The organism is Streptomyces johnsoniae (genome assembly GCF_031845565.1).
In the GTDB taxonomy this organism is placed as follows: domain Bacteria; phylum Actinomycetota; class Actinomycetes; order Streptomycetales; family Streptomycetaceae; genus Streptomyces; species Streptomyces johnsoniae.
In genome coordinates, this window is the sequence record NZ_JAVREV010000002.1 from 583,884 (window position 1) to 605,981 (window position 22,098).

Genomic DNA, 22,098 nt, shown 5'->3' on the forward strand with positions numbered 1-22,098 from the left:
CGCCCCGCCCATTCCCGGACGATAAGGGCGGGGCGCGGCCATGTCCGCACAGGTGTGCCAGTCTTGGGCCGCGAAAGCATTCCCAGTCGAGTCCGGGAGGGACCGCGCGTGGCCGCGATCAAGCTGACACGCTCACACCGCATACTCGTCGGCGTCGTCCTGGCCGGAGCCGTGGTGATCGCCGCCATCGGCTTCGCCGGTTCCTACGCCGCGGTGCGCGACCTCGCGGAGCGCAAGGACTTCGGCGCGTTCGCGCCCTTCTTCCCCATCGGCATCGACGCGGGCATCGTCGTCCTCCTCGCCCTCGACCTGCTGCTGACCTGGCTGCGCATCCCGTTCCCGCTGCTGCGGCAGAGCGCCTGGCTGCTGACCGCCGCCACCATCGCGTTCAACGCCGCCTCCGCCTGGGGCGACCCGCTGGCGGTCTGCATGCACGGGATCATCCCGGTGCTGTTCGTCATCACCGTCGAGGCCGCGCGGCACGCGATCGGCCGGGTCGCCGACATCACCGCCGACAAGCACATGGAGGGCGTGCGGATCTGGCGCTGGTTCCTCTCGCCCGTCCCCACCTTCCGGCTCTGGCGGCGGATGAAGCTGTGGGAGCTGCGCTCCTACGAGGAGGTCATCCGCATGGAACGCGACCGCCTCGTCTACCAGGCGCAGCTGCGCGCCTCCTACGGGCGGGCCTGGCGGCGCCGGGCTCCCGTCGAGGCGCGCATGCCGCTGAAGCTCGCCCGCTACGGCGTTCCGCTGCGCGAGACCGCCCCGGCCGGGCTCGCCGCCGCGGGCGCCCCGGCCGCCCTGGCCGGCCCGGCGCCGCAGGCGCTGCCGGCCGAGGCGGCGGGCCCGCGGGACGAGGAGCCCGCGCGGCCGGGCGGCCTGCCCGCCGAGCCGCGGCAGGACACGGCCGTCCCGGCCTGGTTCACCACGCCGCACCTGACCCAGCCGGCCGCGAACGGCACCACCCCGCACGCCTGGCCGGCCACCCAGGCCACCCAGGCCACCCAGCCCGCGCCGGAACCGGAACCGGCCGCCGCGCCGCACCTCGCCCAGCAGCCCGCAGGGAACGGCACCCCCCACGCCTGGCCCGCCGCCGAACCGGCCGCCGAAGCGGCCGCCGTGCCGGACGCCGCGCAGGTCACCGTGCCGGTGAGCCCGGGGCGGCGGCGGAACCTGGGCAGCACCCCCGGCTACCCCGTGGGTCAGCGCACCGCCGAGGAGCCGCAGCTCCGGCCCGAAGCGGAACCCGCGCCGGAGCCGGCCCCCGAACCCCCGCCGCGCGCCCGGCCCGAGGAGCCGACCGCGAACGGCGCCGGCGCCTCGCCGGGCGACGCGTTCTACACCGCCTACCGCGAGTACATACTGGAGCAGGGCGCCCACCCCAACGCCCGCCAGCTCTCCCGCTTCCTGCACCAGCGCCACGGCACCACAGACGCCGACGGCTCACTGCTCAGCGAGGCGTACCTGCGCGAGTTCACCCGCGGCTTCCGCGAGCGCTACAACGCCGAGATGGGCACCGGCGGTTAGCCCTCCGCACCGGCCCCGGACCCGGAACCGGGCCCGCCCAGCAGCGTCCGCACCCGGTCGGCCCCGACCGCGAGCAGCAGCGTCGGCAGCCGCGGGCCGGTCTCCCGCCCCACCAGCAGCCGGTACAGCAGCGCGAAGAACTCCCGCTGCGCCGCCTTCAGTTCCGGCGTCGGCTTCGCGTCCTGCGCGAGCCCCGCCTGCGCCTTCGGCACGCCGTAGACCAGCGTCGTCAGGCCGTCGAGCGACCAGTGGTCGTCAAGCCCCTCCCGCAGCAGCCGCAGCGACTCCTGCTGCCGCTCGCCGAGCGACGCGAGCAGCTCGCCGTCCGGCTCGCCGCGCACCTGCGTGCGCTGCTCCGCGGGCAGCTGCGTCGCCACCCAGTGCGCCGCCCGGTCGAGGCGCGGCCGGGTCTGGTCCAGCGAGCTGATCGGGTGCGCGGGGTCCAGGTCGCTCAGGATGCGCAGCGTCTGCTCCTCGTCCCCGGTGGTGATGTCCACCACGGAGGCGAGCATGCGGTACGGCAGCGGACGCGGCGTCGCGGGCAGCGCGCCCGCCGCCGTGCCCACGGCCCTGCGGTGCGCGGCGGCGTCGGCCGGCTGCGCCGTGCCCTCGGCGACCCGGCGGCCCAGCGCGTCCCACTCGTCGTAGGTCCGCTGGATCTCGCCGTCGAACGCGATCTTGAACGACTGGCTCGGCTTGCGGCGCGCGTAGAGCCAGCGCAGCACCGGCGCCTCCAGGATCTTCAGCGCGTCGGCCGCGGTGGGCACCCGGCCCTTCGAACTCGACATCTTGGCCATGCCGCTGATCCCGACGAACGCGTACATCGGGCCGATCGGCCGCGTGCCGCCGAAGATCTCCGACACGAGCTGTCCGCCCACGACCCAGGAGGAGCCCGGTGAGTGGTGGTCGACGCCCGAGGGCTCGAAGATCACGCCCTCGTAGGCCCAGCGCATCGGCCAGTCGACCTTCCACACCAGCTTGCCGCGCCGGTGCTCCGACAGCTTCACCGTCTCGCCGTGCCCGCAGGCGCAGGTGTAGCTCAGCTCGGTCGTCTCGTCGTCGTACGCGGTCACCGTCGTGGTGTCGCGTTCGCACACGGAGCAGTACGGCTTGTACGGGTAGTACCCGGCGCTGCCCGCGCTGCCGTCGTCCTCGACCGCGGCGCCCGAGCCCTCGACCGCCGCCCGCTCGGCCTCGTCGGCCACGTCCGCCGGGTCGGTGTCCTGACCGGCCTGCTTGGTGCGGTACCGCGCGAGCACGGCGTCGATCCGGCGCCGTTCCCGCATCGCGAACAGGATCTGGTCCCGGTAGGCGCCCGCGCCGTACTGCGCGGTCTGGCTGACCGCCCGCACCTCGATGCCCAGTTCGGCGAGGGCGGCGACCAGCGGCGCCTTGAAGTGCTCGGCCCAGTTGGGGTGGGTGCTGCCGGGCGGGGCGGGCACCGAGGTCAGCGGCTTGCCGATGTGCTCCTGCCACGCCGGGTCGATGTCCGCCGGAACCTTGCGGAACCGGTCGTAGTCGTCCCAGGACAGCAGGTGCTCGCAGGGAATGCCGCGCCGCTTGATCTCGTCGGCGACGAGGTGGGGCACCATGAGCTCGCGCAGGTTGCCCAGGTGAATCGGCCCGGACGGGCTGATCCCCGAGGCGCACACGACGGGTTTGCCGGGCGCGCGGCGCTCCGCCTCGGCGATGACCTCGTCCGCGAGTCGGGAGACCCAGTCGGCCTCCGGGCTGATTGGAGCCACTGTTCGGCACTTCCTTCAGGTGATGACTGACGCGCCCATTGTCCCACCCGGAAAGCGGCTCGCGGCACCGCGGGACGGTCACCGACGCGGCCCCGCCCGGCCCCGGCGACGGCGCCGTCGCGTACGCCGATCCGTCGGCCTCGCGTACGCGGATTACGTGCGCGATGTCGACCGGATGGTGTCCTCCGGCGGCAACACCGGCGTCCATCTCCCGTACGGCCATGCCCACATCCGTTCTGTCGCGCACCGGGCCCGGCCTGTCCCGCCCGGCGCGGCCGCTCGCGCCCGCCGAACGGGCCCCCGCCGCACGCGTCCGGACGCGTGCGGCGGGCGGTCGCCGATACGGCCAGGACCGGCGGGCGGCACCGGCGCGCCGCGTATCCGTGCGCGCTGGCCTCGTACTTCGCCGCGTTCCGCGAGCGGTTCTGGGGGCGGACGGCGGGGACGGGGCCGCCGACCGGCCGTTCCCGCCAGGACCGAAGGCGCGCGCCCGGCGCCGCGGCCGGTTCCCGCCCGGCACCGCCGTGCCCGAGCGCCTGTGACGGGCATGTTTCCCGCACGCTCCCCGGCGTGACATTCGCATGACAAACAAATGTCATGCGGGGATGCGCCCTTGCCGGATTCCTCTGCCTGGGCGAATCTTTCGTGCTGACGGCCCCGAGCTGTCATGTTCAGAACCACCCAGCTCCACCCAGCTCCACTCAGCGCAGTCGCGCGCCAACTCCCGCGCACCACCGATGAGGAGGACCCCTCGATGACAGTGATGCGTACCACCCGTTCGGCCGCCCTGGCCACCACCGCGGCACTCGCCCTCGGTGTCGGCCTCGCCCTGCCCGCCGCGGCCGACGCGGATGGCACCACCACCGACGCCCGCGCGCTCATAGCCAACGCTGACGCGCCCGGCACGATCGACGACAGCTACATCGTTCTGCTCAAGGAGTCGGCACTCGACGCCGGCTCGGCCCGCGCCGAGAGACTGGCGGATCGTTACGGCGCCGAGGTCACCGACACCTTCGAACAGACCCTCAACGGCTACGCCGTGACGGCCACCGAGGCGGAGGCCCTGTCCCTCGCCGCCGACCCGGCCGTCGCCGAGGTCGTGCAGAACGAGACCGTGCGGGTCGCCGCCACCCAGACCGACCCGCCGTCCTGGGGCCTGGACCGCATCGACCAGGCCAACCTGCCCCTGGACGACTCCTACACCTACCCGGACCACGGCGGCGACGGCGTGACCGTCTACGTCGTCGACACCGGAATCCGCTACTCGCACGTCGACTTCGAGGGCCGGGCCTCCTTCGGCTTCGACGCCTTCGGCGGCAACGGCAGCGACGGCCACGGCCACGGCACCCACGTCGCCGGCACCGCGGCCGGCGCCTCCTACGGCGTCGCCAAGGACGCCGACCTCGTCTCCGTCAGGGTCCTGAACAACTCCGGCTCCGGCACCACCGCGTCCGTCGCCGGCGGCGTCGAGTGGATCACCGCCAACGCCGAAGGACCCTCCGTCGCCAACCTCAGCCTCGGCGGCGGCGCCAACAGCACCATCGACGCCGCGGTCCGCGCCTCCATCGCCTCCGGCGTGACCTTCGCCGTGGCCGCGGGCAACAACTACGGCGCCAACGCGAGCGGTTACTCCCCGGCCCGCGTGGCGGAAGCCATCACCGTCGCATCAAGCACCAGCACCGACGCCAGGTCCAGCTTCTCCAACATCGGCTCCGTCGTGGACATCTACGCCCCCGGCACCAGCATCACGTCCGCCTGGAGCACCGGCGACACCGCCAGGAACACCATTTCCGGCACCTCCATGGCCTCTCCGCACGTCGCCGGGGCCGCCGCCCTCCACCTCGCCGAGAACCCCGGCGCCTCACCGGCCGCCGTCCGCAACGCGCTGGTCGCGGACGCGGCGGGCACCATCAGCAACCCGGGCAGCAGCACCACGAGCAACCTGCTCCAGGTCGGCTGACGTTCCACCGCACCTCCCCGCTCCACCGGCGGGTCCACGGCGCTCCCGCCGCCGTGGGCCCGCCACGGCGCGTTCAGCCGGAACGGCCATCCGAACGGCCATCCGAACGGCCGCCCCGCAGCGCGCGCGCAAGCTCGCGCGCCGGTGCGCGCCGCAGCGCGTTGCCGGTGCCGCGCTCCCGCGTCGGGTGCACCCGGTTCGCCAGCAGCACCAGAAGCGCCCCGTTCGCCGGGTCCGCGACCAGGCTGGTACCCGTGAAGCCGGCGTGCCCGAACGCCGTCGGGGAGGCCAACTCCCCCATCCAGTCCGGCTGGTTCAGCTGCCAGCCCAGGCCGCGCGCCGTGCCGGGGCCCAGGCCCGCGTTGTGGTCGGACAGCATCCGCCGCACCAGGTCCGCGCCCAGCAGCCGCGCCGGGCCGTAACGGCCGCCGTTCAGCATCGCCTGCCCCAGCACCGCCAGATCCCGCGCGGTGGAGAACACCCCGGCGTGCCCGGCGACGCCACCCAGGTGGTACGCGTTCTCGTCATGAACGGTGCCGCGCACCACGCCGCGCCCCGTCCACGGCTGGTACTCGGTGGCGGCGACGCGCGGCCACACCGCGCGCGGCGGCCGGTACCCGGTGTCGTGCATCTCCAGCGGCCCGGTGACCAGTTCGGCGACCAGCCGGTCCAGCGGCCGGTCCGCCGCCGCCTCGGCCGCGGCCCCCGCCGCGATCAGGCCCAGATCCGAGTACCGGTAGCCGGGCGGGCCCGGCGGACGCGCGGCGATCGCCGCCAGCCGCTCGGCGCGCCCCGCGAACGGCCCCAGGTCCATCTCCGGCTCGAACCGCCCGGTGTGCGTCAGCAGATCCCGCAGCGGAACGGCCGGGAAGCCCGCGAGCCAGCGGGACACCGGCGCGTCCAGGCCGAGCGGCCCGAGCAGGCCGCGCTCGGCCAGCGCGACCACCACCACCGCCGTGAACACCTTCGACAGCGACGCCACGTCGAACACCGTGTCCCGCGCCATCGGGACCCGCTCCGCCGCGGGCAGCGGCACCGTCCGCCCGTCCCGTTCCCCGAAGGCCACCGCCCAGCCGCGCGCCGCGTGCTCGACGATCACGCCGCCGCGCGCCGCGAGCAGCACGAAACCCGCCGCGGACGGCTCGGGGCCCGCGAGGAACGGCTCGGCCGCCGGCACCAGGCGCGCGACCCGCCCGGCGTCCAGGCCCGCCTCGGCCGCCTCCCCGTACCGCAGACCGGCCGCCGCCCCGCTCATGCCTCCCGGTGCACCTTCGTGTTGGACGCCTGGGCCCGCGGGCGCAGGACGAGCAGGTCGACGTTCACGTGCGGCGGCCTCGTCACCGCCCACGCGATCGTGTCCGCGACATCCTCCGCCGTCAGCGGCTCGGCGACCCCCTCGTACACCTTCGCCGCCTTCGCCTCGTCCCCGCGGTACCGCACGAGCGAGAACTCGTCGGTGCGGACCATGCCGGGCGCGATCTCGATGACGCGGACCGGCCGGCCGACGATCTCCAGGCGCAGCGTCTCCGCCAGCGCGTGCGCGCCGTGCTTCGCGGCCACGTACCCGCCGCCGCCCTCGTACGCGCCGAGCGCCGCCGTGGAGGACACCACCAGCACGGTGCCCGCGCCCGAGGACTCCAGCGCGGGCAGCAGCGCCTGCGTCATGTGCAGCACGCCCAGCACGTTCACCTCGTACATGGCCCGCCAGTCCGCCGGATCGCCCCCGGCCACCGAGTCCATGCCGAACGCGCCGCCCGCGTTGTTGACCAGCACGTCGCAGCGGTCGAGGCCCGCCGCGAACGCGTCCACGGCCGCGCGGTCCGTCACGTCCAGCGGCCGCGCCTCGGCCGCGTGCCCGGCCGCCCGCAGCTCGGCGGCGAGCGCCTCGATCCGGTCCGTCCTGCGGGCGGCCAGCACCACCCGGTGCCCGGCGGCGGCCAGCCGCCGCGCGGTGGCGGCCCCGATGCCGCTGCCGGCCCCGGTGATGACGGCGGTGGGGGTGGACACGTGCGCCTCCTGACGTCGGTGTGCTGCGGTCAGCCCTCGCGTGGCACGTCCATGATGACGGCCGCCACCACCGGACGGCTCAGCGCCCCGGCGCCGGCGGCCGGACGGGCGTCACGCCCCGGCCGCGCCCAGCCGCTGCGCGTACTCGGTCGCCCAGTAGGTGAGCACCAGATCGGCGCCCGCCCGCTTGAACGAGGTCAGCGTCTCCTCGATCGCCCGCTCCCGGTCGATCCAGCCGCGCTCGGCGGCGGCCTCGACCATCGCGTACTCGCCGGAGATCTGGTACGCGGCCACCGGCACGGGCGACGCGTCCGCGACCGTGCGCAGGATGTCGAGATACGGCAGGCCCGGCTTCACCATCACCAGGTCCGCGCCCTCCGCGAGGTCCAGCTCCAGCTCGCGCAGCGCCTCGCGGGCGTTCGGCGCGTCCTGCTGGTACGTCTTGCGGTCGCCCCTCAGCGAGGAGTTGACCGCCTCGCGGAACGGGCCGTAGAACGCCGAGGCGTACTTCGCCGTGTACGCGAGCAGCGCCACGTCCTGGTGGCCCGCCGCGTCCAGCGCCCGCCGCACGTGCCCGACCTGACCGTCCATCATGCCGCTCGGGCCCAGCACCTGGGCCCCGGCCTCGGCCTGCACGACGGCCATCTCCGCGTACCGCTCCAGCGTCGCGTCGTTGTCCACGCGGCCCCGCTCGTCCAGCACCCCGCAGTGGCCGTGGTCGGTGACCTCGTCCAGGCACAGGTCGGACATCACCACCAGCGCGTCACCGACCTCGGCGCGCACCGCGCGCAGCCCGGCCTGGAGGATGCCGTCCGGGTCCGTGCCGGGCGAGCCGACCGCGTCCTTCTTGCCGTCCACCGGCACCCCGAACAGCATGATGCCGCTGACGCCCGCCTCGGCCGCCTCGGCCGCGGCCTTCCGCAGTGACGCGACCGAGTGCTGCACGACGCCGGGCATCGAACCGATCGGCACCGGCTCGTCGATGCCCTCCCGCACGAACGCCGGCAGGACCAGATCGGCCGGATGCAGCCGGTGCTCCGCCACCATCCGCCGCATCGCCGGTGTCGTGCGCAGCCGCCTCGGCCGCGTCTCGGGAAAACTCATGGCGTCCGCGCCCTCCTGCGCTGCGGCCGCTTCTCGCTCGGCCGCTTCAGTACCTCACCGGCCTCAAGGGCCGTCGTCCGCCGGTCCGCGCCGAACTCCGCGAGCGCCTCCGCCAGCTTGTGCACCGACGGCTCGGGCGCCATCACGTCCACCCGCAGACCGTGCTCCTCCGCGGTCCGCGCGGTGGCCGGGCCGATACACGCGATGACCGTGACGTTGTGCGGCTTGCCCGCGATGCCCACCAGATTCCGCACGGTGCTCGACGAGGTGAACAGCACGGCGTCGAACCCGCCGCCCTTGATCGCCTCCCGCGTCGCCGCCGGCGGCGGCGAGGCGCGCACCGTCCGGTACGCGGTCACGTCGTCGACCTCCCAGCCCAGCTCGACCAGGCCCGCCACCAGCGTCTCGGTGGCGATGTCGGCGCGCGGCAGGAAAACCCGGTCGATCGGGTCGAAGACCGGGTCGTAGGGCGGCCAGTCCTCCAGCAGGCCCGCCGCGGACTGCTCGCCGCTCGGCACCAGATCCGGCCGCACCCCGAACCTCAGCAGGGCACGCGCGGTCTGCTCGCCGACGGCCGCGACCTTTATCCCCGCGAACGCCCGCGCGTCAAGGCCGTACTCCTCGAACTTCTCCCGGATGGCACGCACCGCGTTGACCGAGGTGAACGCGATCCACTCGTACCGCCCGGTGACCAGGCCCTTGACCGCGCGGTCCATCTGCTGCGGAGTACGCGGCGGCTCCACCGCGATCGTCGGCACCTCGCTCGGCACCGCACCGTAGGAACGCAGCTGGTCGGAAAGCGACGCGGCCTGCTCCTTGGTACGCGGCACCAGCACCTTCCAGCCGAACAGCGGCTTGGACTCGAACCACGCCAGCTGCTCCCGCTGCGCAGGCGCGCTGCGTTCGCCCACCACGGCTATCACCGGCCGGTCCCCGTCCGCCGAGGGCAGCACCTTCGCGGACTTCAGGGCGCGCTCGACGGTGTCGAGCGTCGCGGACCACGTCCGCTGCCTCGTGGTGGTACCGGCGACGGTGACGGACACCGGGGTGTCGGGCTTGCGGCCCGCGGCGATCAGCCGGGTCGCGGTGACCGCGACGGACTCCAGCGTGGTGCTGACCACGGCCGTCGCGTCGCTCGCGCCGACCTCCGTCCAGCAACGGTCGTCGGCGGTCAGCCCGTTGACGAACCGCACGTCACCGCCCTCGGGATCACGCAGCGGCACCCCGGCGTAGGCGGCCACCCCGACGGCCTGCGCGATGCCGGGCACGACCTCGAACGTGATGCCCTCCGCGGCCAGCGCCAGCATGTCGGCGGTCGCGTCGGTGTCCATGCCGGGGTCGCCCGCGACCGCACGGACCACCCGCTTGCCGCCCCGCGCGGCCCGCATGACAAGATCGGCGACATCGCCGGTTCCGCAGGGCTCCGCGCCCTTCCCGCCTGCGGGGGAGCCGGACGCGTCGGCGTCGTCCGCGCTCTGGAGCGGGGTGTGGGTGCCCGGCCTGACGTGCCCGCGCACCACTTCGTAGGCCTCTGTGTCGGCGACCAGGACGTCGGCCTGCGCCAGCACGTCGACGGCGCGCAACGTCAGCAGACCCGGGTCGCCGGGTCCGGCACCGAGGAAGGTGACGTGCCCGTGAACGGTGCCGGACGGCTGCGCGCGTGCGGCGTGCGTGGTACGTGCGGTGGTGGGGCTCAATGTGCTCGCTCCCCCATAAGACCGGCCGCGCCCTTGGCGAGCATCTCCTCGGCGAGCTCGCGGCCGATGGCCGCCGCCTCGTCGGCGGACCCCGGTACGGGGCCGGTGGTGGACAGCTGCACCAGCGTGGAGCCGTCGGGGGTGCCGACGGCGCCGCGCAGGCGCATTTCGGTGATGTCCCGCCCGTCGGCCGAGAGGTCGGCGAAGGCGCCCACCGGGGCGCTGCAACCGGCCTCCAGGGCGGCGAGCAGGGCGCGCTCCGCGGTCACGGCGACCCGGGTGTGGGGGTCGTCGAGAGCGCTGAGCGCTGCGGTGAGGTCCGCGTTCGACGCGACGCACTCGACCGCGAGTGCCCCCTGGCCGGGGGCGGGCAGGACGAGGTCGGGCGCGAGGAGGTCGGTGATCTCCCCCTCCCTCCCGAGACGGTGCAGCCCGGCGGAGGCGAGCACGACCGCGTCGAGCCCGCCGTCGCGCACGTACCCGATCCGGGTGTCGACATTCCCCCGGATCGCAACCGTTTCGATCTCGCAACCGAGCGCGCGCGCCCAGGCGTTCAGCTGCGCCATGCGGCGCGGCGAGCCGGTGCCGACGCGGGCCCTGCCGCGGGCCACGGCCAGCTTTTCGAACGTAAGCCGGTCGCGGGCGACCAGCGCGTCCCTGGGGTCGGCGCGCCGCGGCACGGCGGCGAGCGCCAGGCTGTCGGGCTGCGCGGTCGGCAGGTCCTTCAGGGAGTGGACGGCGAAGTCGATCTCGTCGGCGAGCAGCGCGTCGCGCAGCGCCGAGACGAAGACCCCGGTGCCGCCGATCTGCGCCAGCGCTTCACGGGAGACGTCCCCGTAGGTGGTGATCTCGACCAGCTCGACCGGTCGCCCGGTCAGCCGCGTCACCTGCTCGGCCACGCCCCTGGACTGCGCCATGGCGAGCTGGCTGCGCCGCGTTCCGAGCCGCAGGGCACTCATGACCGCTCCTGTTCCGGGTTGCGGACGGCGGCCACCGTCCGGGGTTCGAGGTCGAAAAGCTGCCGGAGGGCGGCGGCGTACTGATCGCCGCCCGGCTCCCCGGCCAGCTCCTTCACGCGCACGGTCGGGGCGTGCAGCAGCTTGTCGACGACACGCCGCACGGTCCTGGTGATCTCGCCGCGTTCCTTCTCGTCGAGGTCGGGCAGCCGCCCGTGCAGGCGGGCCAGCTCGGCGGACACCACATCGGAGGCCATGGCCCGCAGCGCGACCACGGTCGGGGTGATGTGCGCGGCGCGGCGAGTGGCGGCCAGCGCCGCGGCCTCGTCCGCGACGAGCTGCCGGACGGTGTCCACGTCGGCGGCCATCGGCGCGTCCGCCGAGGCGGCGGCGAGCGACTCGATGTCGACCAGCCGGACCCCCGGCAGCCGGTGCACCCCGGCGTCCACGTCCCGCGGCATCGCCAGGTCGAGCACGGCGAGGTCCTCGCCCTTGCGCGCCCAGGGCGCGTGCGCCGACGCGTCCGCGACCGCGTCGGCCGTCAGCACGAGACCGGCGGCGCCGGTGCAGGAGACGACGAGGTCGGCGAGGGCCAGTTCGGCCGCCACCGAGATCGCGTTGATCGGCACGGCCCGCGCCTTCAGGCCCTCCTGCCCGAGCGCGGCGGCCAGCCGCTCCGCACGGTCCAGCGTCCGGTTGGCGATCACCAGTTCGGCCACACCGGTACGGGCCAGCGTCGCCGCGGCCAGCGAGGACATCGAGCCCGCGCCGATGACGAGCGCGCGCTTGCCGCGCAGCCAATCCGGCACATCGCGGCCCGCCGCCAGCTGCTGGAGCCCGAACGTGACCAGCGACTGCCCGGCCCGGTCGATGCCCGTCTCGCTGTGCGCCCGCTTGCCGACCCGCAGCGCCTGCTGGAACAGCTCGTTCAGCAGGCGGCCCGCGGTGTGCTCGTCCTGCGCGTGCGCCAGCGCCGACTTGATCTGCCCGAGGATCTGGCCCTCGCCCACCACCATCGAGTCCAGGCCGCAGGCCACGGTGAACAGGTGGGCGACGGCCCGGTCCTCGAAGTGCACGTACAGGTACGGCTGGAGCTCGTCCAGGGGAACGCCGCTGTGCCGGGCGAGCAGCGCGGACAGCTGCGAGACCCCGGCGTGGAAGCGGTCCACCTCGGCGTACAGCTCGATCCTGTTGCACGTGGAGAGCACCGCGGCCTCGGCGACGGCCGCGCCCTCCACGACGGCGCTCACCGCGCCCACCGCGTCCCGCAGCAGCTTGCCGCGGGTGTCCTCCTGGAGCGCGGCGCGCTCCAGGAGGCTGACGGGCGCGCTGCGGTGGCTGAGTCCGACCACGAGCAGGGTCATGCGGGCATCACCGCCGGGATGTCCCCGTCCGGGCCCTGGTCGCCGCGGCGGCCCTCGGACGCGGCCGGCAGCCCGGCCGCGGACGGCGGCTCCTGCGCCAGCTCCTCGGCGGCCTTGCGCTGCTCGTGGAACGCGAGGATCTGGAGCTCGATGGACAGGTCCACCTTGCGGACGTCGACGCCCTCGGGAACGGTCAGCACCGTCGGCGCGAAGTTGAGGATGGAGGTCACGCCCGCGGCGACGAGCCGGTCGCACACCTGCTGCGCGGCCCCGCCCGGGGTGGTGATGACGCCGATCGAGACGCCGTTGGTGTCGATGATGGTCTCCAGGTCGTCGACGTGCTGCACGGCGATGCCGGCGACCTGCTTGCCGGTCATGGACGAGTCGGCGTCGATCAGGGCCGCGACGCGGAAGCCGCGGGACGCGAAGCCCCCGTAGTTGGCCAGCGCGGCCCCGAGGTTACCGATGCCGACGATGACCACGGGCCAGTCCTGCGTGAGACCCAGCTCGCGGGAGATCTGGTAGACGAGGTACTCCACGTCGTAGCCCACGCCCCTGGTGCCGTAGCTGCCCAGGTACGAGAAGTCCTTGCGGAGCTTCGCCGAGTTGACGCCGGCGGCCGTGGCCAGCTCCTCGGAGGAGACCGTGGGCACCGAGCGCTCGGAAAGCGCCGTCAGCGCCCGGAGATACAGCGGAAGCCGGGCGACTGTCGCCTCGGGAATTCCCCGGCTGCGGGTCGCCGGTCGGTGGTTTCGGCCAGTTGCCACGGTGCTCCTGCCGGTCGGGCCAAGCGGAAGGCGGCTGTGCGCGGCGCGTACGCCGGGACCGCTCCGTCGCGCCCAGGCTATGTCTTTGTGAACGCGTGCACAAAGATGGTGTCCGTTTTGCCCGCCCAAAGTGACCGGTGCCACATACAACAACAGGGACACCGGGCCACGCTCCTCACGTATGCACCCTCGGGCGGAAAGTCAGGGGGAAACCCGGGCGGAAGCCCGGGGCAAACGACCTCGCATCGTAATCCAAACCGGGTCAAGCCCCCAAGGCCCGGCGCAACCGCTCCGCGTCGACCCGCCAGAAGTCGTGCTGTTCACCGTCCACCAGGACGACGGGGATCTGCTCCCAGTACCTGCGGTGCAGCTCCGCGTCCCGCGTGATGTCCTTCTCCTCCCAGGCCGCCCCGGTCCGCCCGCACACCTCGGCGACGATCCGGCGCGCGTCGTCGCACAGGTGGCAGCCGGGCTTGCCGATCAGCGTGACCAGACGTTCCTCAGGCGGTCGGCGGCGGCCGGACGCCTGAGCCTTGCGGGACATGCGGGGCAACGGTGTCATGCCGCCCATTGTGCCGCCCGCGGCCACTCCCGCGTCATTCCCGCGCAACCGGAAGCACCGCGGGCACTGGCTATGCTCGGAGCATGGCCAGGCCACGCCCCTCCGCGCCCGACTCCGCACCGGCCGGCGCCCGCCGGGCCTGGTTCACCGCCCGCAAGCAGGTGCCCACGGAACGCAGCGAGCTGGCCGGCCAGGCGTCCGCCCAGGCCGCCCGTGAGGCCGCGGCGGAGCCGGAGTTCCCGGCTCCCGGCGACCCGAAGGCGGCGGCGTTCTTCGACCTGGACAACACCGTGATGCAGGGCGCGGCGATCTTCCACCTGGGCCGCGGTCTGTACAAGCGGAAGTTCTTCCGCAAGCGCGAGCTGGCGAAGTTCGCCTGGCAGCAGGCGTACTTCCGGCTGGCCGGCGCGGAGAACGCGGGGCACATGGCGGACGCGCGGGACAGTGCGCTGTCGATCGTCGCGGGGCACCGCGTCGCCGAACTCATGGCGATCGGCGAGGAGATCTACGACGAGTACATGGCCGGCCGCATCTGGCCCGGCACCCGCGCGCTCGCCCAGGCCCACCTGGACGCGGGCCAGCGCGTGTGGCTCGTCACGGCCGCCCCGGTGGAGACGGCCACCATCATCGCGCGGCGGCTCGGGCTGACCGGGGCGCTCGGCACGGTCGCCGAGTCGGTCGGCGGCGTGTACACCGGCCGGCTCGTGGGCGAGCCGCTGCACGGCCCGGCCAAGGCGGCGGCCGTCGAGGCCCTCGCCGCGGCGGAGGATCTCGATCTGGAACGCTGCGCCGCCTACAGCGACTCGGCCAACGACATCCCGCTGCTGTCGCTCGTCGGATATCCATACGCGATCAATCCCGACCGCGCACTGCGCGCCCATGCCCGCGAAATGGGCTGGCGCCTGCGGGACTACCGGACGGGCCGCAAAGCGGTGCGCGTCGGGGTGCCGGCGGCGGCGGGCGCGGGCGCCGTTGCCGGTGGGGCCGTGGCCGCACTGGCGATCCAGCGCCGCCGCAGGTAGCCGCGGCAGCCGGGGCGTCCGCCTCCGCGAAACAGTGCGATCGATCAAACTCGGTCAGCACGTTGGCAAATCACATCATTATGCGATCAACCTTGCCATGGCGTTTGCGTGGCGCGGCGGACACAACCGGTAACACTCCAAACCGAATCGGCGATTTTCGCAACTGGGCGTAGCACTCTCAGTACGAAGGGTTATTCTCCTCAGACGCATGTGACGGAACCGCCACTGCACGTGTTGAAGCTCTGCCTCTGGGAGTCCCGTGTACCCACACGTCGGGGTTGACGCCTCGGGCCTGGCTACGCTGCGCACGTCGGTCATCGACTGGCTGCGCACCCTCGTCCCCACCGCGTACGCCGTCCCCGCCCTCGCCGCACCTGTCCCCGCAGGCCCCGCCTACACCCTGGCCAACAGCGGCGCCGCCGGCGCCGCCACCATGGGCAGACGCGCCCGCTCCGGCGCCGCCGGCGCCTCCGCGGCCCGCCCCACGGCCCCCAGCGACAGCCGCCGCATGATGGACCTCGTGGAGCGCGCCCAGGCCGGAGAGGCCGAAGCGTTCGGCTGCCTCTACGACCACTACTCCGACACCGTCTACCGGTACATCTACTACCGCGTGGGCGGCCGGGCGACCGCCGAGGACCTCACCAGCGAGACCTTCCTGCGCGCGCTGCGCCGCATCGGCACGTTCACCTGGCAGGGCCGCGACTTCGGGGCATGGCTGGTCACCATCGCCAGGAACCTGGTGGCAGATCACTTCAAGTCCAGCCGCTTCAGGCTCGAAGTGACCACGGGCGAAATGCTCGACGCCAACGAAGTGGAGCGCAGCCCCGAGGAGTCCGTTCTCGAATCCCTGGCCAACTCAGCCCTCCTCGACGCCGTTCGCAAGCTCAACCCTCAGCAGCAGGAATGCGTCACGCTCCGATTTCTCCAGGGCCTCTCGGTGGCGGAGACGGCGCGTGTCATGGGAAAGAACGAGGGGGCGATCAAGACGTTGCAGTACCGGGCGGTCCGCACCCTCGCCCGGCTGCTGCCGGACGACGCCAGGTAAGTGCACCCTTAGTGAGCGACCTCTTCCAATCAGTCACATAATCTGCCAGCCGTAACCCGAGTGCGTGTCCGCTCGTTGTCGGGTTCGCAGGCTCCCTACGGCCAGGTTCAGCCCAGGTCTCCCGCCACTCGATCGGGTGCACTTGGGCAGCGCCAGAAACTTCTATCCGTAGTGGGGAGTCCTTCGTGTGACGAGAGCGAGAGGAGGTGCCGCCCGTGATCGGTTCCGCATCGGCAAGCCGCCGGGCCAACGCCTTCGCCCATCTCCTCGACGAGTCGCGGCCCGGTCGGCCGCGGCCCGCCGACGGGGACACGGCGGTGGCCCCGGCCGGGGACGGGGGCGAGCACGCCGCCCTGCTGTCGGTGGTGGACCGGCTCGCGGCCGTGCCACGGCCCGAGCTGTCGGCCGAGACGAGATCGACCCAGCGGGCGCTGCTCGTCGCCGCGATGGCCGCGGCGGGCACGGCAGGCGCGGCCGCCCCGGCGGACGACACCGGAGCACAGGGCGCGCACGGGAGCGGAGGGAGCGAGGGGGCGGCCCCCGCCCGCACCCGCGCGCCCTCCGGCCCCGGCGCACGGGGCGCCGAGCGCGTGCCGGAGCAGCGCCGCGCCCGCAGCAGCAGGGGCACCCACCGCGCCGCCCCGGGCAGCGGCCTCGGTCGGCTGCGCCCGAGGACCCGGCTGACCAAGGGCCTCGCCGCGGGCGGCCTGACCATGGGCGTGGCCGCCGGCGCCTTCGGCGGCGTCGCGGCGGCCAGCACCGACGCACTGCCCGGCGACACCCTGTACGGCCTGAAGCGCGGCATGGAGGACCTGCGGCTCGACTTCACCAGCGGCGACGCGGACCGCGGCCGGGTCTACCTCGACCACGCCTCCACCCGGCTGAGCGAGACACGTCGGCTGCTGGAGCGCGGCCGTTCCGGCGACCTGGACCACGAGGACCTCGACGCCATCCGCAGGGCGCTCTCCAGCATGCGGGACGACGCCGCGGAGGGACACCGGCTGCTCTCCCTGGCCTACCAGGCCGACGGCTCCATCGACCCGATGCGGTCCCTCTCCGCCTTCTCCGAGAGTCACCGCGCCACCTGGGCCGATGTGCGCGAGCGGCTGCCCGTTCAGCTGCACGACGTCAGCGAGGAGGTCACCGGGGTCTTCGACGCGATGGACGAGGAGATCGCGCCGCTCCAGCCACTCCTCCCGGAGGACCGGGACAGCGCCTCGTCCGCCGAGGCCCCGCCCAGCTCCGCCGCCCACCCGCGGCAGGGACCCGAGGACCGGGCCCCGGCCCCCGCCGCCTCCGACCGCGACACCGACGACGGCCAGGAGGAGCCCGACGAGGACGCCTCCCCGCCCGAGGAGACCCCCGAGGAGCGCCGCGGCCTGCTGGACGGCGGCCGGGGACTGCTCGACCCGGCGCTCCCCGGTCAGTCCCCCGAGGAGCGCGACTCCCCGCCGCCCGCCTCCCCCGAAGCCCCGCTGCCCGAGCCCGACATCACCATCCCGCCCCTCGTGGAGGACCTGCTCCCCGGCCTCGGCCTGGACGTGGACGAGGAGCGCTGAGTCCGGGTCGGTGTTCTTCCACGACCCCAGGCGGCCGGTATGGCCCGTACGGCCCCTAGAAGAACACCGACCGGCGGGCCACCAGCAGCTTGTACAGCGTGTGCTGGATCGTCTCCCGCACCTGATCCGTCAACTGGAACATCAGCATCGGGTCATCCGCCGCCTCCGGCGGGTGGTCCTTCGTCTCGATCGGCTCACCGAGCTGGATCGTCCACTTCGTCGGCAGCGGCACCGCGCCGAGCGGCCCGAGCCACGGGAACGTGGGGGTGATCGGGAAGTACGGCAGGTTCAGCAGGCGGGCGGCGACCCGCGAGTTGCCGAGCATCGGATAGATCTCCTCGGCGCCGACGATCGAGCAGGGCACGATCGGCACCCCCGCCCGCAGGGCCGTCGCCACGAACCCGCCCCGCCCGAAGCGCTGAAGCTTGTACCGGTCGGCAAACGGCTTGCCGATGCCCTTGAAGCCCTCCGGCATCACCCCGACCAGCTCACCGCGCTCCAGCAGCTCCTGGGCGTCCTCGGCACACGCCAGCGTGTGCCCCGCCTTGCGGGCCAGCTCGTTCACGACGGGCAGCTGAAACACCAGATCCGCCGCGAGCAGCCGCAGATGCCGGTCGGCCGGGTGGTGGTCGCGCACGGCGACCTGGAGCATGAGCCCGTCCCACGGCAGCGTGCCCGAGTGGTTGGACACCAGCAGCGCCCCGCCCTCGGCCGGCACGTTCTCCATGCCGCGCACCTCGACGCGGAAATACCTCTCGAACACCGGCCGCAGCACGGTCATCAGGACCTCGTCGGTCAGGTCCCGGTCGTAGCCGAAGTCGTCTATCTCGTACGCGCCGCTGAGCCGGCGCCTCAGGAACGCGAACCCGCGCGCCAGCGCCCTGTCCAGGCCGCCGCCGGCTTCCCCGGCCGCCCCGGGCCCCTCGTCCTCGTGCCCGGCCTCCTCGTGCCCGGCCGGCGGCGGCACGGGCGGCTCCTCCCGGCTCCGGGCCCGCCGGCCGCCCTCGCCGATCGGAATGACCTTCGCGTCAGCCATGGCGCACCACTTCCTCGATCCGGTCGACGGCCCGCGCCACGTGCTCGGGCGGCAGCGCACCGGGACCGTGCAGCGCGGCGAACTCCGCGAACGTCTCGCCCGTCGTGTACGCCAGCGGCCCGCCCATGGCCTGCCGCAGCCGCGTCGTGCGCGCCACGCGGCCGTGGACCAGGGACCGCAGCTGCTCCGCGGAGGCCCCACCGAGCCCGAGCGTGCCGAGCGCCGAGCCGAGCCAGGGCGCCAGCGCCCGCACCACCGGCACCGTGGGCCGCCCGATGCGCCGCGCGGCCTGCGACAGCAGCAGCACGCCCTCGCCCGCCACGTTGTACGTGTCCGGGGCCAGCGCATCCGGCGCCCCCGGCTCGCGCGCGGCGCGCGCCAGCACCTCGAGCACGTCGTCCTCGTGCACGAACTGCAACCGCGGGTCGTAGCCCAGCACCGTCGGCAGCACCGGCAGCCGGAAGTACGCGGCCAGCCGCGAATCCGCGGCCGGGCCCAGCACATGCGCGCAGCGCAGCACCGTCACCCGCACGTCGGGACAGCGGCGGGCGAAGCCCCGCACGTAGCCCTCGATCTCGATGACGTCCCGCACGAAGCCGCCGCCGGTCGGCGCGCCCACGCGGGTCGTCTCGTGGAAGACCGCGGGATCGCGGGCCGCGGTGCCGTAGATCTGGGTGCTGGACTTGACGACGACGCCGCGCAGCCCCGGCACCTTCTGGCAGGCACCGAGCAGTTGCAGCGTGCCGAGCACGTTGACTTCCTTCACCGCGGAACGGCCGCCGCCCGCGGGCCCCGGCGTGCCGTGCACGTCGAGGTGGACCACCGTGTCCACGGCATGCTCGGCGAGCACCGTGACGATCGACGGCTGCCGGATGTCCGCCCGGACGAACTCGGCGCCGCCCAGCGGATGTGCGGGCGGCCGGCTGTCGACGCCGATGACCCGGTCGACGCGGGGGTCGCGCCGCAAGTGCCGGACGAACCGCCCGCTGAGCTGCCGGGCGGCACCGGTCACAAGCACGGTCTTGCCCACGACCCTCCCTGGCGACGCGCAGGCCCTCCCGTCGACATACACGACGGGAGGGCCGATCAGCGGCGCTCGCTCACTTCTTGTTGCGGCGCTGGACGCGGGTGCGCTTCAGCAACTTGCGGTGCTTCTTCTTCGCCATCCGCTTGCGCCGCTTTTTGATCACAGAGCCCACGACTACCCTCGCTCACTTCGCTTACTCGGTGCGGGGCGTCCGAGCCCACACGACCTACATGCGGGTCAGCCTACCGGTCACCGGGTGATACGGGTTAATCGAGGGTCGAACCGGGAGCTCTTCCAGCCGTTACGCGCTTTCGACGCCCACGAACGACTCTCGGAGGTACTCATGGACGGCCTGCTCGGGTACCCGGAAGGACCTTCCCACCCGGATCGCGGGCAGATGACCGGCGTGCACCAGGCGGTACACAGTCATCTTGGAGACTCGCATCACCGCGGCGACCTCCGCCACGGTCAGGAACTTGGCCTCGCTCAGAAGCCTTTCACCAGCAGCCATGTCACACCTGACCTTCCGCACATGTCGGACACCGGCTTCCCCTCCGGTGACTCCCTCTCGCATGTGCGCTCCTCCCCAGATTAGGGGCGGGTGATGCGAGTGGGGAAGAGGTGCCTCAACCGGCCTTTTTCAGCGACCATGCTCTTACCGTGACAGAGAAGCCCGATTGAGCACATAGCGCGTGAGCGGCCGGGGGCACCCCGCCGGCCCGGCACCCCGCCCGGCCGCCGCCGTCGCAGCCGCACCGCACGGCTCGCCCGGCGGGCGGGCGGAGCATCGCCCGCTCCGACCGGCCCGATGGCCTCCCTACCCAGTTGACCTACCCAGTTGACCTGCACCCCTAAGCGTCCCGACGGCGGCGGCGGCCTGCGCGGATCACACCGGACGATCACCCGGCGCCGCCTCAACGGCCGCCCCACGCCGGGCAGCTGACACCGTGTGGAGACCCGGCGGAACGAGGTGAAGAAGCAGTGACCGGATCATGGGCGACCCGCCCTCCTGAGCCGCGAGGAGAACGGCAGAGGCGTAGGCGGAATCGGGTCGTTATGTCGATAGATCGGCGCGCAGCCTGAGGGAGGCAGGCCCGGTCCGCCGCCGAAGGTCACCCCGCAATGTGGCGTAGAGGACCAGCAGTTGCCGGTGGTCACGCGGCCAGGCGAACGGCGCCCGACTACCGGAACCGCGCCTGGACCGCTCAGGGCAGCAGCCCGTGCAGCGGGTAGACGGCCCGCCGGGTCGCGAGGACGGCCTGGTCGACGGCGTTCGCCGGATCGTAACCGTCCTGCCAGCTCTGCCACCGCGGGACGCGCCCGTCCGTCATCCGCCGCGGCCCCTGCTGCCGGGTCAGCGCGTACACGGTCTGCCGCCACGTCTCCGGCACGGGCGCCTGCGGTTCGACGGGGGCGTGCGCCGCGGTGGCGACGAGGTGCGCCCAGATCCGCGGCACGACGTCCACGACGGCGTAGCCGCCGCCGCCGAGGGCGAGCCAGCGCCCCTCCGCGTGCTCGTGCGCCCAGGAGTGACAGGACTCCACGGCGGCGCGCTGGGCGTCGAGGCTGAGCGTGAGGTGCGCCAGGGGGTCCTCGAAGTGGGTGTCCGCGCCGTGCTGCGTCACCAGCACCTGGGGCCGGAACGCGGCCAGCAGCTCGGGAACGACGGCATGCAGCGCGCGCAGCCACGCACCGTCCGAAGTACCGGCAGGCAGCGCGACGTTGACGGCGCCCCCGGGCGCGCCCCGGCCGCCGGTCTCCTCGGGCCACCCGGTGCCGGGGAAGAGGGTGCGCGGGTGCTCGTGGAGGGAAATGGTGAGAACACGCGGGTCGTTCCAGAACGTGTCCTGGACGCCGTCCCCGTGGTGCACGTCCGTATCGAGGTAGACGACGCGCTCGGCTCCGCGTTCGAGAAGGCGGGCGATGGCGAGGGCGGCGTCGTTGTAGACGCAGAAGCCCGACGCCCGGTCCGGCATGGCGTGGTGGAGGCCGCCGGAGAAGTTCACGGCGTGCCCGGTGACGCCGCGCCAGACGTCGTCGGCACCGGCGACGGACTGGCCCGCGATCAACGCGGACACCTCGTGCATGCCCGCGAAGGCGGGGGTGTCGCCGGCGCCGATGCCGAACCGTTCGTCGGCCTCGGTGGGACGGCCCGAGGCGTGTCGCACGGACGCGAGATAGTCGGGGCGGTGCACGAGCCCGAGCGTGCCGTCCCCGGCCGCCAGCGCGGCGACGACATCGATGTGCTTGTCGAGGCCAAGCGCCTCCACCAGCCGCATCGTCAGGGTCAGTCGCACCGGGTCCATGGGGTGCCCGGGCCCGAAGTCGTACCGCGTGACGCCCTCGTCCCACATCAGCCGTGCCTCAGCGCTCATGAAGAACACGGTAGCGGAACGGCAGTGGGCCCGGGGGAAGGTAAAATCCTTTCCCCGGGGCCCACTTACCAATAATTGTCCGGCGGTGTCCTACTCTCCCACACGGTCCCCCATGCAGTACCATCGGCGCTGGAGGGCTTAGCTTCCGGGTTCGGAATGTAACCGGGCGTTTCCCCTCCGCCATGACCACCGGAACACTTTACAAGTGTTACAGCCGCCGGCTAAGAATTCACAGTGGACGCGAGCATCTGCGGACAAGCCCTCGGCCTATTAGTACCGGTCAACTCCACCCGTCACCAGGCTTCCATCTCCGGCCTATCAACCCCGTCGTCTACAGGGAGCCTT

The 22,098-nt window shown here is 73.5% G+C and carries 19 protein-coding genes and 2 rRNA genes; 5 read left to right on the top strand and 16 right to left on the bottom strand.

The window, feature by feature from the left end; all coding sequences use genetic code 11:
- The first annotated feature begins 108 nt into the window (after positions 1-108).
- Positions 109-1,527, top strand: a complete 1,419-nt coding sequence (locus RM779_RS05860) for a DUF2637 domain-containing protein (protein ID WP_311616450.1) — start codon at positions 109-111, stop codon at positions 1,525-1,527.
- Here RM779_RS05860 and lysS read toward each other — a convergent pair.
- Positions 1,524-3,272, bottom strand: a complete 1,749-nt coding sequence (lysS, locus tag RM779_RS05865; protein WP_311616452.1) for a lysine--tRNA ligase — start codon at positions 3,270-3,272, stop codon at positions 1,524-1,526. The genes RM779_RS05860 and lysS overlap by 4 nt on opposite strands.
- 754 nt (positions 3,273-4,026) lie before the next feature.
- Here lysS and RM779_RS05870 point away from each other — a divergent pair.
- On the top strand, positions 4,027-5,232 hold the full coding sequence (locus RM779_RS05870; RefSeq protein ID WP_394813226.1) for a S8 family peptidase: 1,206 nt from the start codon (positions 4,027-4,029) through the stop codon (positions 5,230-5,232).
- 73 nt (positions 5,233-5,305) lie between these two features.
- Here RM779_RS05870 and RM779_RS05875 read toward each other — a convergent pair whose 3' ends face one another.
- The 8 genes from RM779_RS05875 to RM779_RS05910 all read right to left on the bottom strand — a co-directional run bounded on the left by RM779_RS05875 (position 5,306) and on the right by RM779_RS05910 (position 13,698).
- Complete coding sequence (locus RM779_RS05875) at positions 5,306-6,487, bottom strand: serine hydrolase domain-containing protein (protein ID WP_311616454.1); 1,182 nt, start codon at positions 6,485-6,487, stop codon at positions 5,306-5,308.
- A complete protein-coding gene (locus tag RM779_RS05880) occupies positions 6,484-7,239 on the bottom strand; it encodes an SDR family NAD(P)-dependent oxidoreductase (RefSeq protein ID WP_311616456.1) in 756 nt (251 codons plus the stop codon). Before RM779_RS05880 ends, RM779_RS05875 begins: the two co-directional genes overlap by 4 nt.
- A 111-nt stretch (positions 7,240-7,350) precedes the next feature.
- Complete coding sequence (gene hemB / locus RM779_RS05885) at positions 7,351-8,343, bottom strand: porphobilinogen synthase (RefSeq protein ID WP_311616458.1); 993 nt, start codon at positions 8,341-8,343, stop codon at positions 7,351-7,353.
- Entirely contained in the window at positions 8,340-10,040 is a 1,701-nt protein-coding gene (locus RM779_RS05890; RefSeq protein ID WP_311616460.1) for a bifunctional uroporphyrinogen-III C-methyltransferase/uroporphyrinogen-III synthase, read from the bottom strand. Before RM779_RS05890 ends, hemB begins: the two co-directional genes overlap by 4 nt.
- Positions 10,037-10,999 (bottom strand): hydroxymethylbilane synthase, encoded by a 963-nt coding sequence (gene hemC / locus RM779_RS05895; protein ID WP_311616462.1) that lies wholly within the window; start codon positions 10,997-10,999, stop codon positions 10,037-10,039. The genes RM779_RS05890 and hemC overlap by 4 nt, the downstream gene beginning before the upstream one ends.
- Positions 10,996-12,360 (bottom strand): glutamyl-tRNA reductase, encoded by a 1,365-nt coding sequence (locus RM779_RS05900; protein WP_311616464.1) that lies wholly within the window; start codon positions 12,358-12,360, stop codon positions 10,996-10,998. Before RM779_RS05900 ends, hemC begins: the two co-directional genes overlap by 4 nt.
- Positions 12,357-13,127 carry a redox-sensing transcriptional repressor Rex gene (locus RM779_RS05905; RefSeq protein WP_077060628.1) on the bottom strand — a complete coding sequence of 257 codons (771 nt, stop codon included), beginning with the start codon at positions 13,125-13,127 and terminating at the stop codon, positions 12,357-12,359. Before RM779_RS05905 ends, RM779_RS05900 begins: the two co-directional genes overlap by 4 nt.
- Positions 13,128-13,389: 262 nt before the next feature.
- Complete coding sequence (locus tag RM779_RS05910; RefSeq protein WP_394813227.1) at positions 13,390-13,698, bottom strand: glutaredoxin family protein; 309 nt, start codon at positions 13,696-13,698, stop codon at positions 13,390-13,392.
- Between the two features lie 74 nt (positions 13,699-13,772).
- Here RM779_RS05910 and RM779_RS05915 point away from each other — a divergent pair, with 74 nt between their 5' ends.
- The 3 genes from RM779_RS05915 (at position 13,773) to RM779_RS05925 (ending at position 17,315) form a co-directional block, all read left to right on the top strand.
- Complete coding sequence (locus RM779_RS05915) at positions 13,773-14,711, top strand: HAD family hydrolase (protein WP_311616469.1); 939 nt, start codon at positions 13,773-13,775, stop codon at positions 14,709-14,711.
- A gap of 259 nt (positions 14,712-14,970) precedes the next feature.
- Complete coding sequence (locus RM779_RS05920) at positions 14,971-15,756, top strand: ECF subfamily RNA polymerase sigma factor, BldN family (RefSeq protein WP_311616471.1); 786 nt, start codon at positions 14,971-14,973, stop codon at positions 15,754-15,756.
- 215 nt (positions 15,757-15,971) lie between these two features.
- The gene (locus RM779_RS05925; RefSeq protein WP_311616473.1) at positions 15,972-17,315 is read left to right on the top strand and encodes a DUF5667 domain-containing protein; all 1,344 of its coding nucleotides are present in this window, start codon (positions 15,972-15,974) and stop codon (positions 17,313-17,315) included.
- Positions 17,316-17,370: 55 nt separating this feature from the next.
- Here RM779_RS05925 and RM779_RS05930 read toward each other — a convergent pair whose 3' ends face one another.
- The 7 genes from RM779_RS05930 to RM779_RS05960 all read right to left on the bottom strand — a co-directional run.
- Positions 17,371-18,351 (bottom strand): lysophospholipid acyltransferase family protein, encoded by a 981-nt coding sequence (locus tag RM779_RS05930; RefSeq protein ID WP_311616475.1) that lies wholly within the window; start codon positions 18,349-18,351, stop codon positions 17,371-17,373.
- Entirely contained in the window at positions 18,344-19,381 is a 1,038-nt protein-coding gene (locus tag RM779_RS05935; RefSeq protein WP_311616477.1) for an NAD-dependent epimerase/dehydratase family protein, read from the bottom strand. The genes RM779_RS05930 and RM779_RS05935 overlap by 8 nt, the downstream gene beginning before the upstream one ends.
- A gap of 70 nt (positions 19,382-19,451) precedes the next feature.
- Entirely contained in the window at positions 19,452-19,541 is a 90-nt protein-coding gene (locus RM779_RS05940) for a 30S ribosomal protein bS22 (protein ID WP_438363660.1), read from the bottom strand.
- 138 nt (positions 19,542-19,679) lie between these two features.
- Positions 19,680-19,889 (bottom strand): helix-turn-helix domain-containing protein, encoded by a 210-nt coding sequence (locus RM779_RS05945; protein WP_019431885.1) that lies wholly within the window; start codon positions 19,887-19,889, stop codon positions 19,680-19,682.
- A gap of 694 nt (positions 19,890-20,583) precedes the next feature.
- Positions 20,584-21,753: an acetoin utilization protein AcuC gene (locus tag RM779_RS05950; RefSeq protein WP_311616482.1), complete on the bottom strand. Its 1,170-nt coding sequence runs from the start codon at positions 21,751-21,753 to the stop codon at positions 20,584-20,586.
- 77 nt (positions 21,754-21,830) lie between these two features.
- A 5S ribosomal RNA gene (gene rrf, locus RM779_RS05955) occupies positions 21,831-21,947 on the bottom strand.
- A 56-nt stretch (positions 21,948-22,003) separates the two neighbouring features.
- A 23S ribosomal RNA gene (locus RM779_RS05960) occupies positions 22,004-22,098 on the bottom strand; the annotation flags it as partial.

Excerpts from the sequence above, each read along its gene's own strand:
- hemB (WP_311616458.1), bottom strand. The coding sequence starts at position 8,343 with ATGAGTTTTCCCGAGACGCGGCCGAGGCGGCTGCGCACGACACCGGCG.
- hemC (WP_311616462.1), bottom strand. The coding sequence starts at position 10,999 with ATGAGTGCCCTGCGGCTCGGAACGCGGCGCAGCCAGCTCGCCATGGCG.
- RM779_RS05950 (WP_311616482.1), bottom strand. The coding sequence starts at position 21,753 with ATGAGCGCTGAGGCACGGCTGATGTGGGACGAGGGCGTCACGCGGTAC.
- RM779_RS05915 (WP_311616469.1), top strand. The coding sequence starts at position 13,773 with ATGGCCAGGCCACGCCCCTCCGCGCCCGACTCCGCACCGGCCGGCGCC.
- RM779_RS05870 (WP_394813226.1), top strand. The coding sequence starts at position 4,027 with ATGACAGTGATGCGTACCACCCGTTCGGCCGCCCTGGCCACCACCGCG.
- RM779_RS05900 (WP_311616464.1), bottom strand. The coding sequence starts at position 12,360 with ATGACCCTGCTCGTGGTCGGACTCAGCCACCGCAGCGCGCCCGTCAGC.
- RM779_RS05875 (WP_311616454.1), bottom strand. The coding sequence starts at position 6,487 with ATGAGCGGGGCGGCGGCCGGTCTGCGGTACGGGGAGGCGGCCGAGGCG.
- RM779_RS05945 (WP_019431885.1), bottom strand. The coding sequence starts at position 19,889 with ATGGCTGCTGGTGAAAGGCTTCTGAGCGAGGCCAAGTTCCTGACCGTG.
- RM779_RS05910 (WP_394813227.1), bottom strand. The coding sequence starts at position 13,698 with ATGGGCGGCATGACACCGTTGCCCCGCATGTCCCGCAAGGCTCAGGCG.
- RM779_RS05930 (WP_311616475.1), bottom strand. The coding sequence starts at position 18,351 with ATGGCTGACGCGAAGGTCATTCCGATCGGCGAGGGCGGCCGGCGGGCC.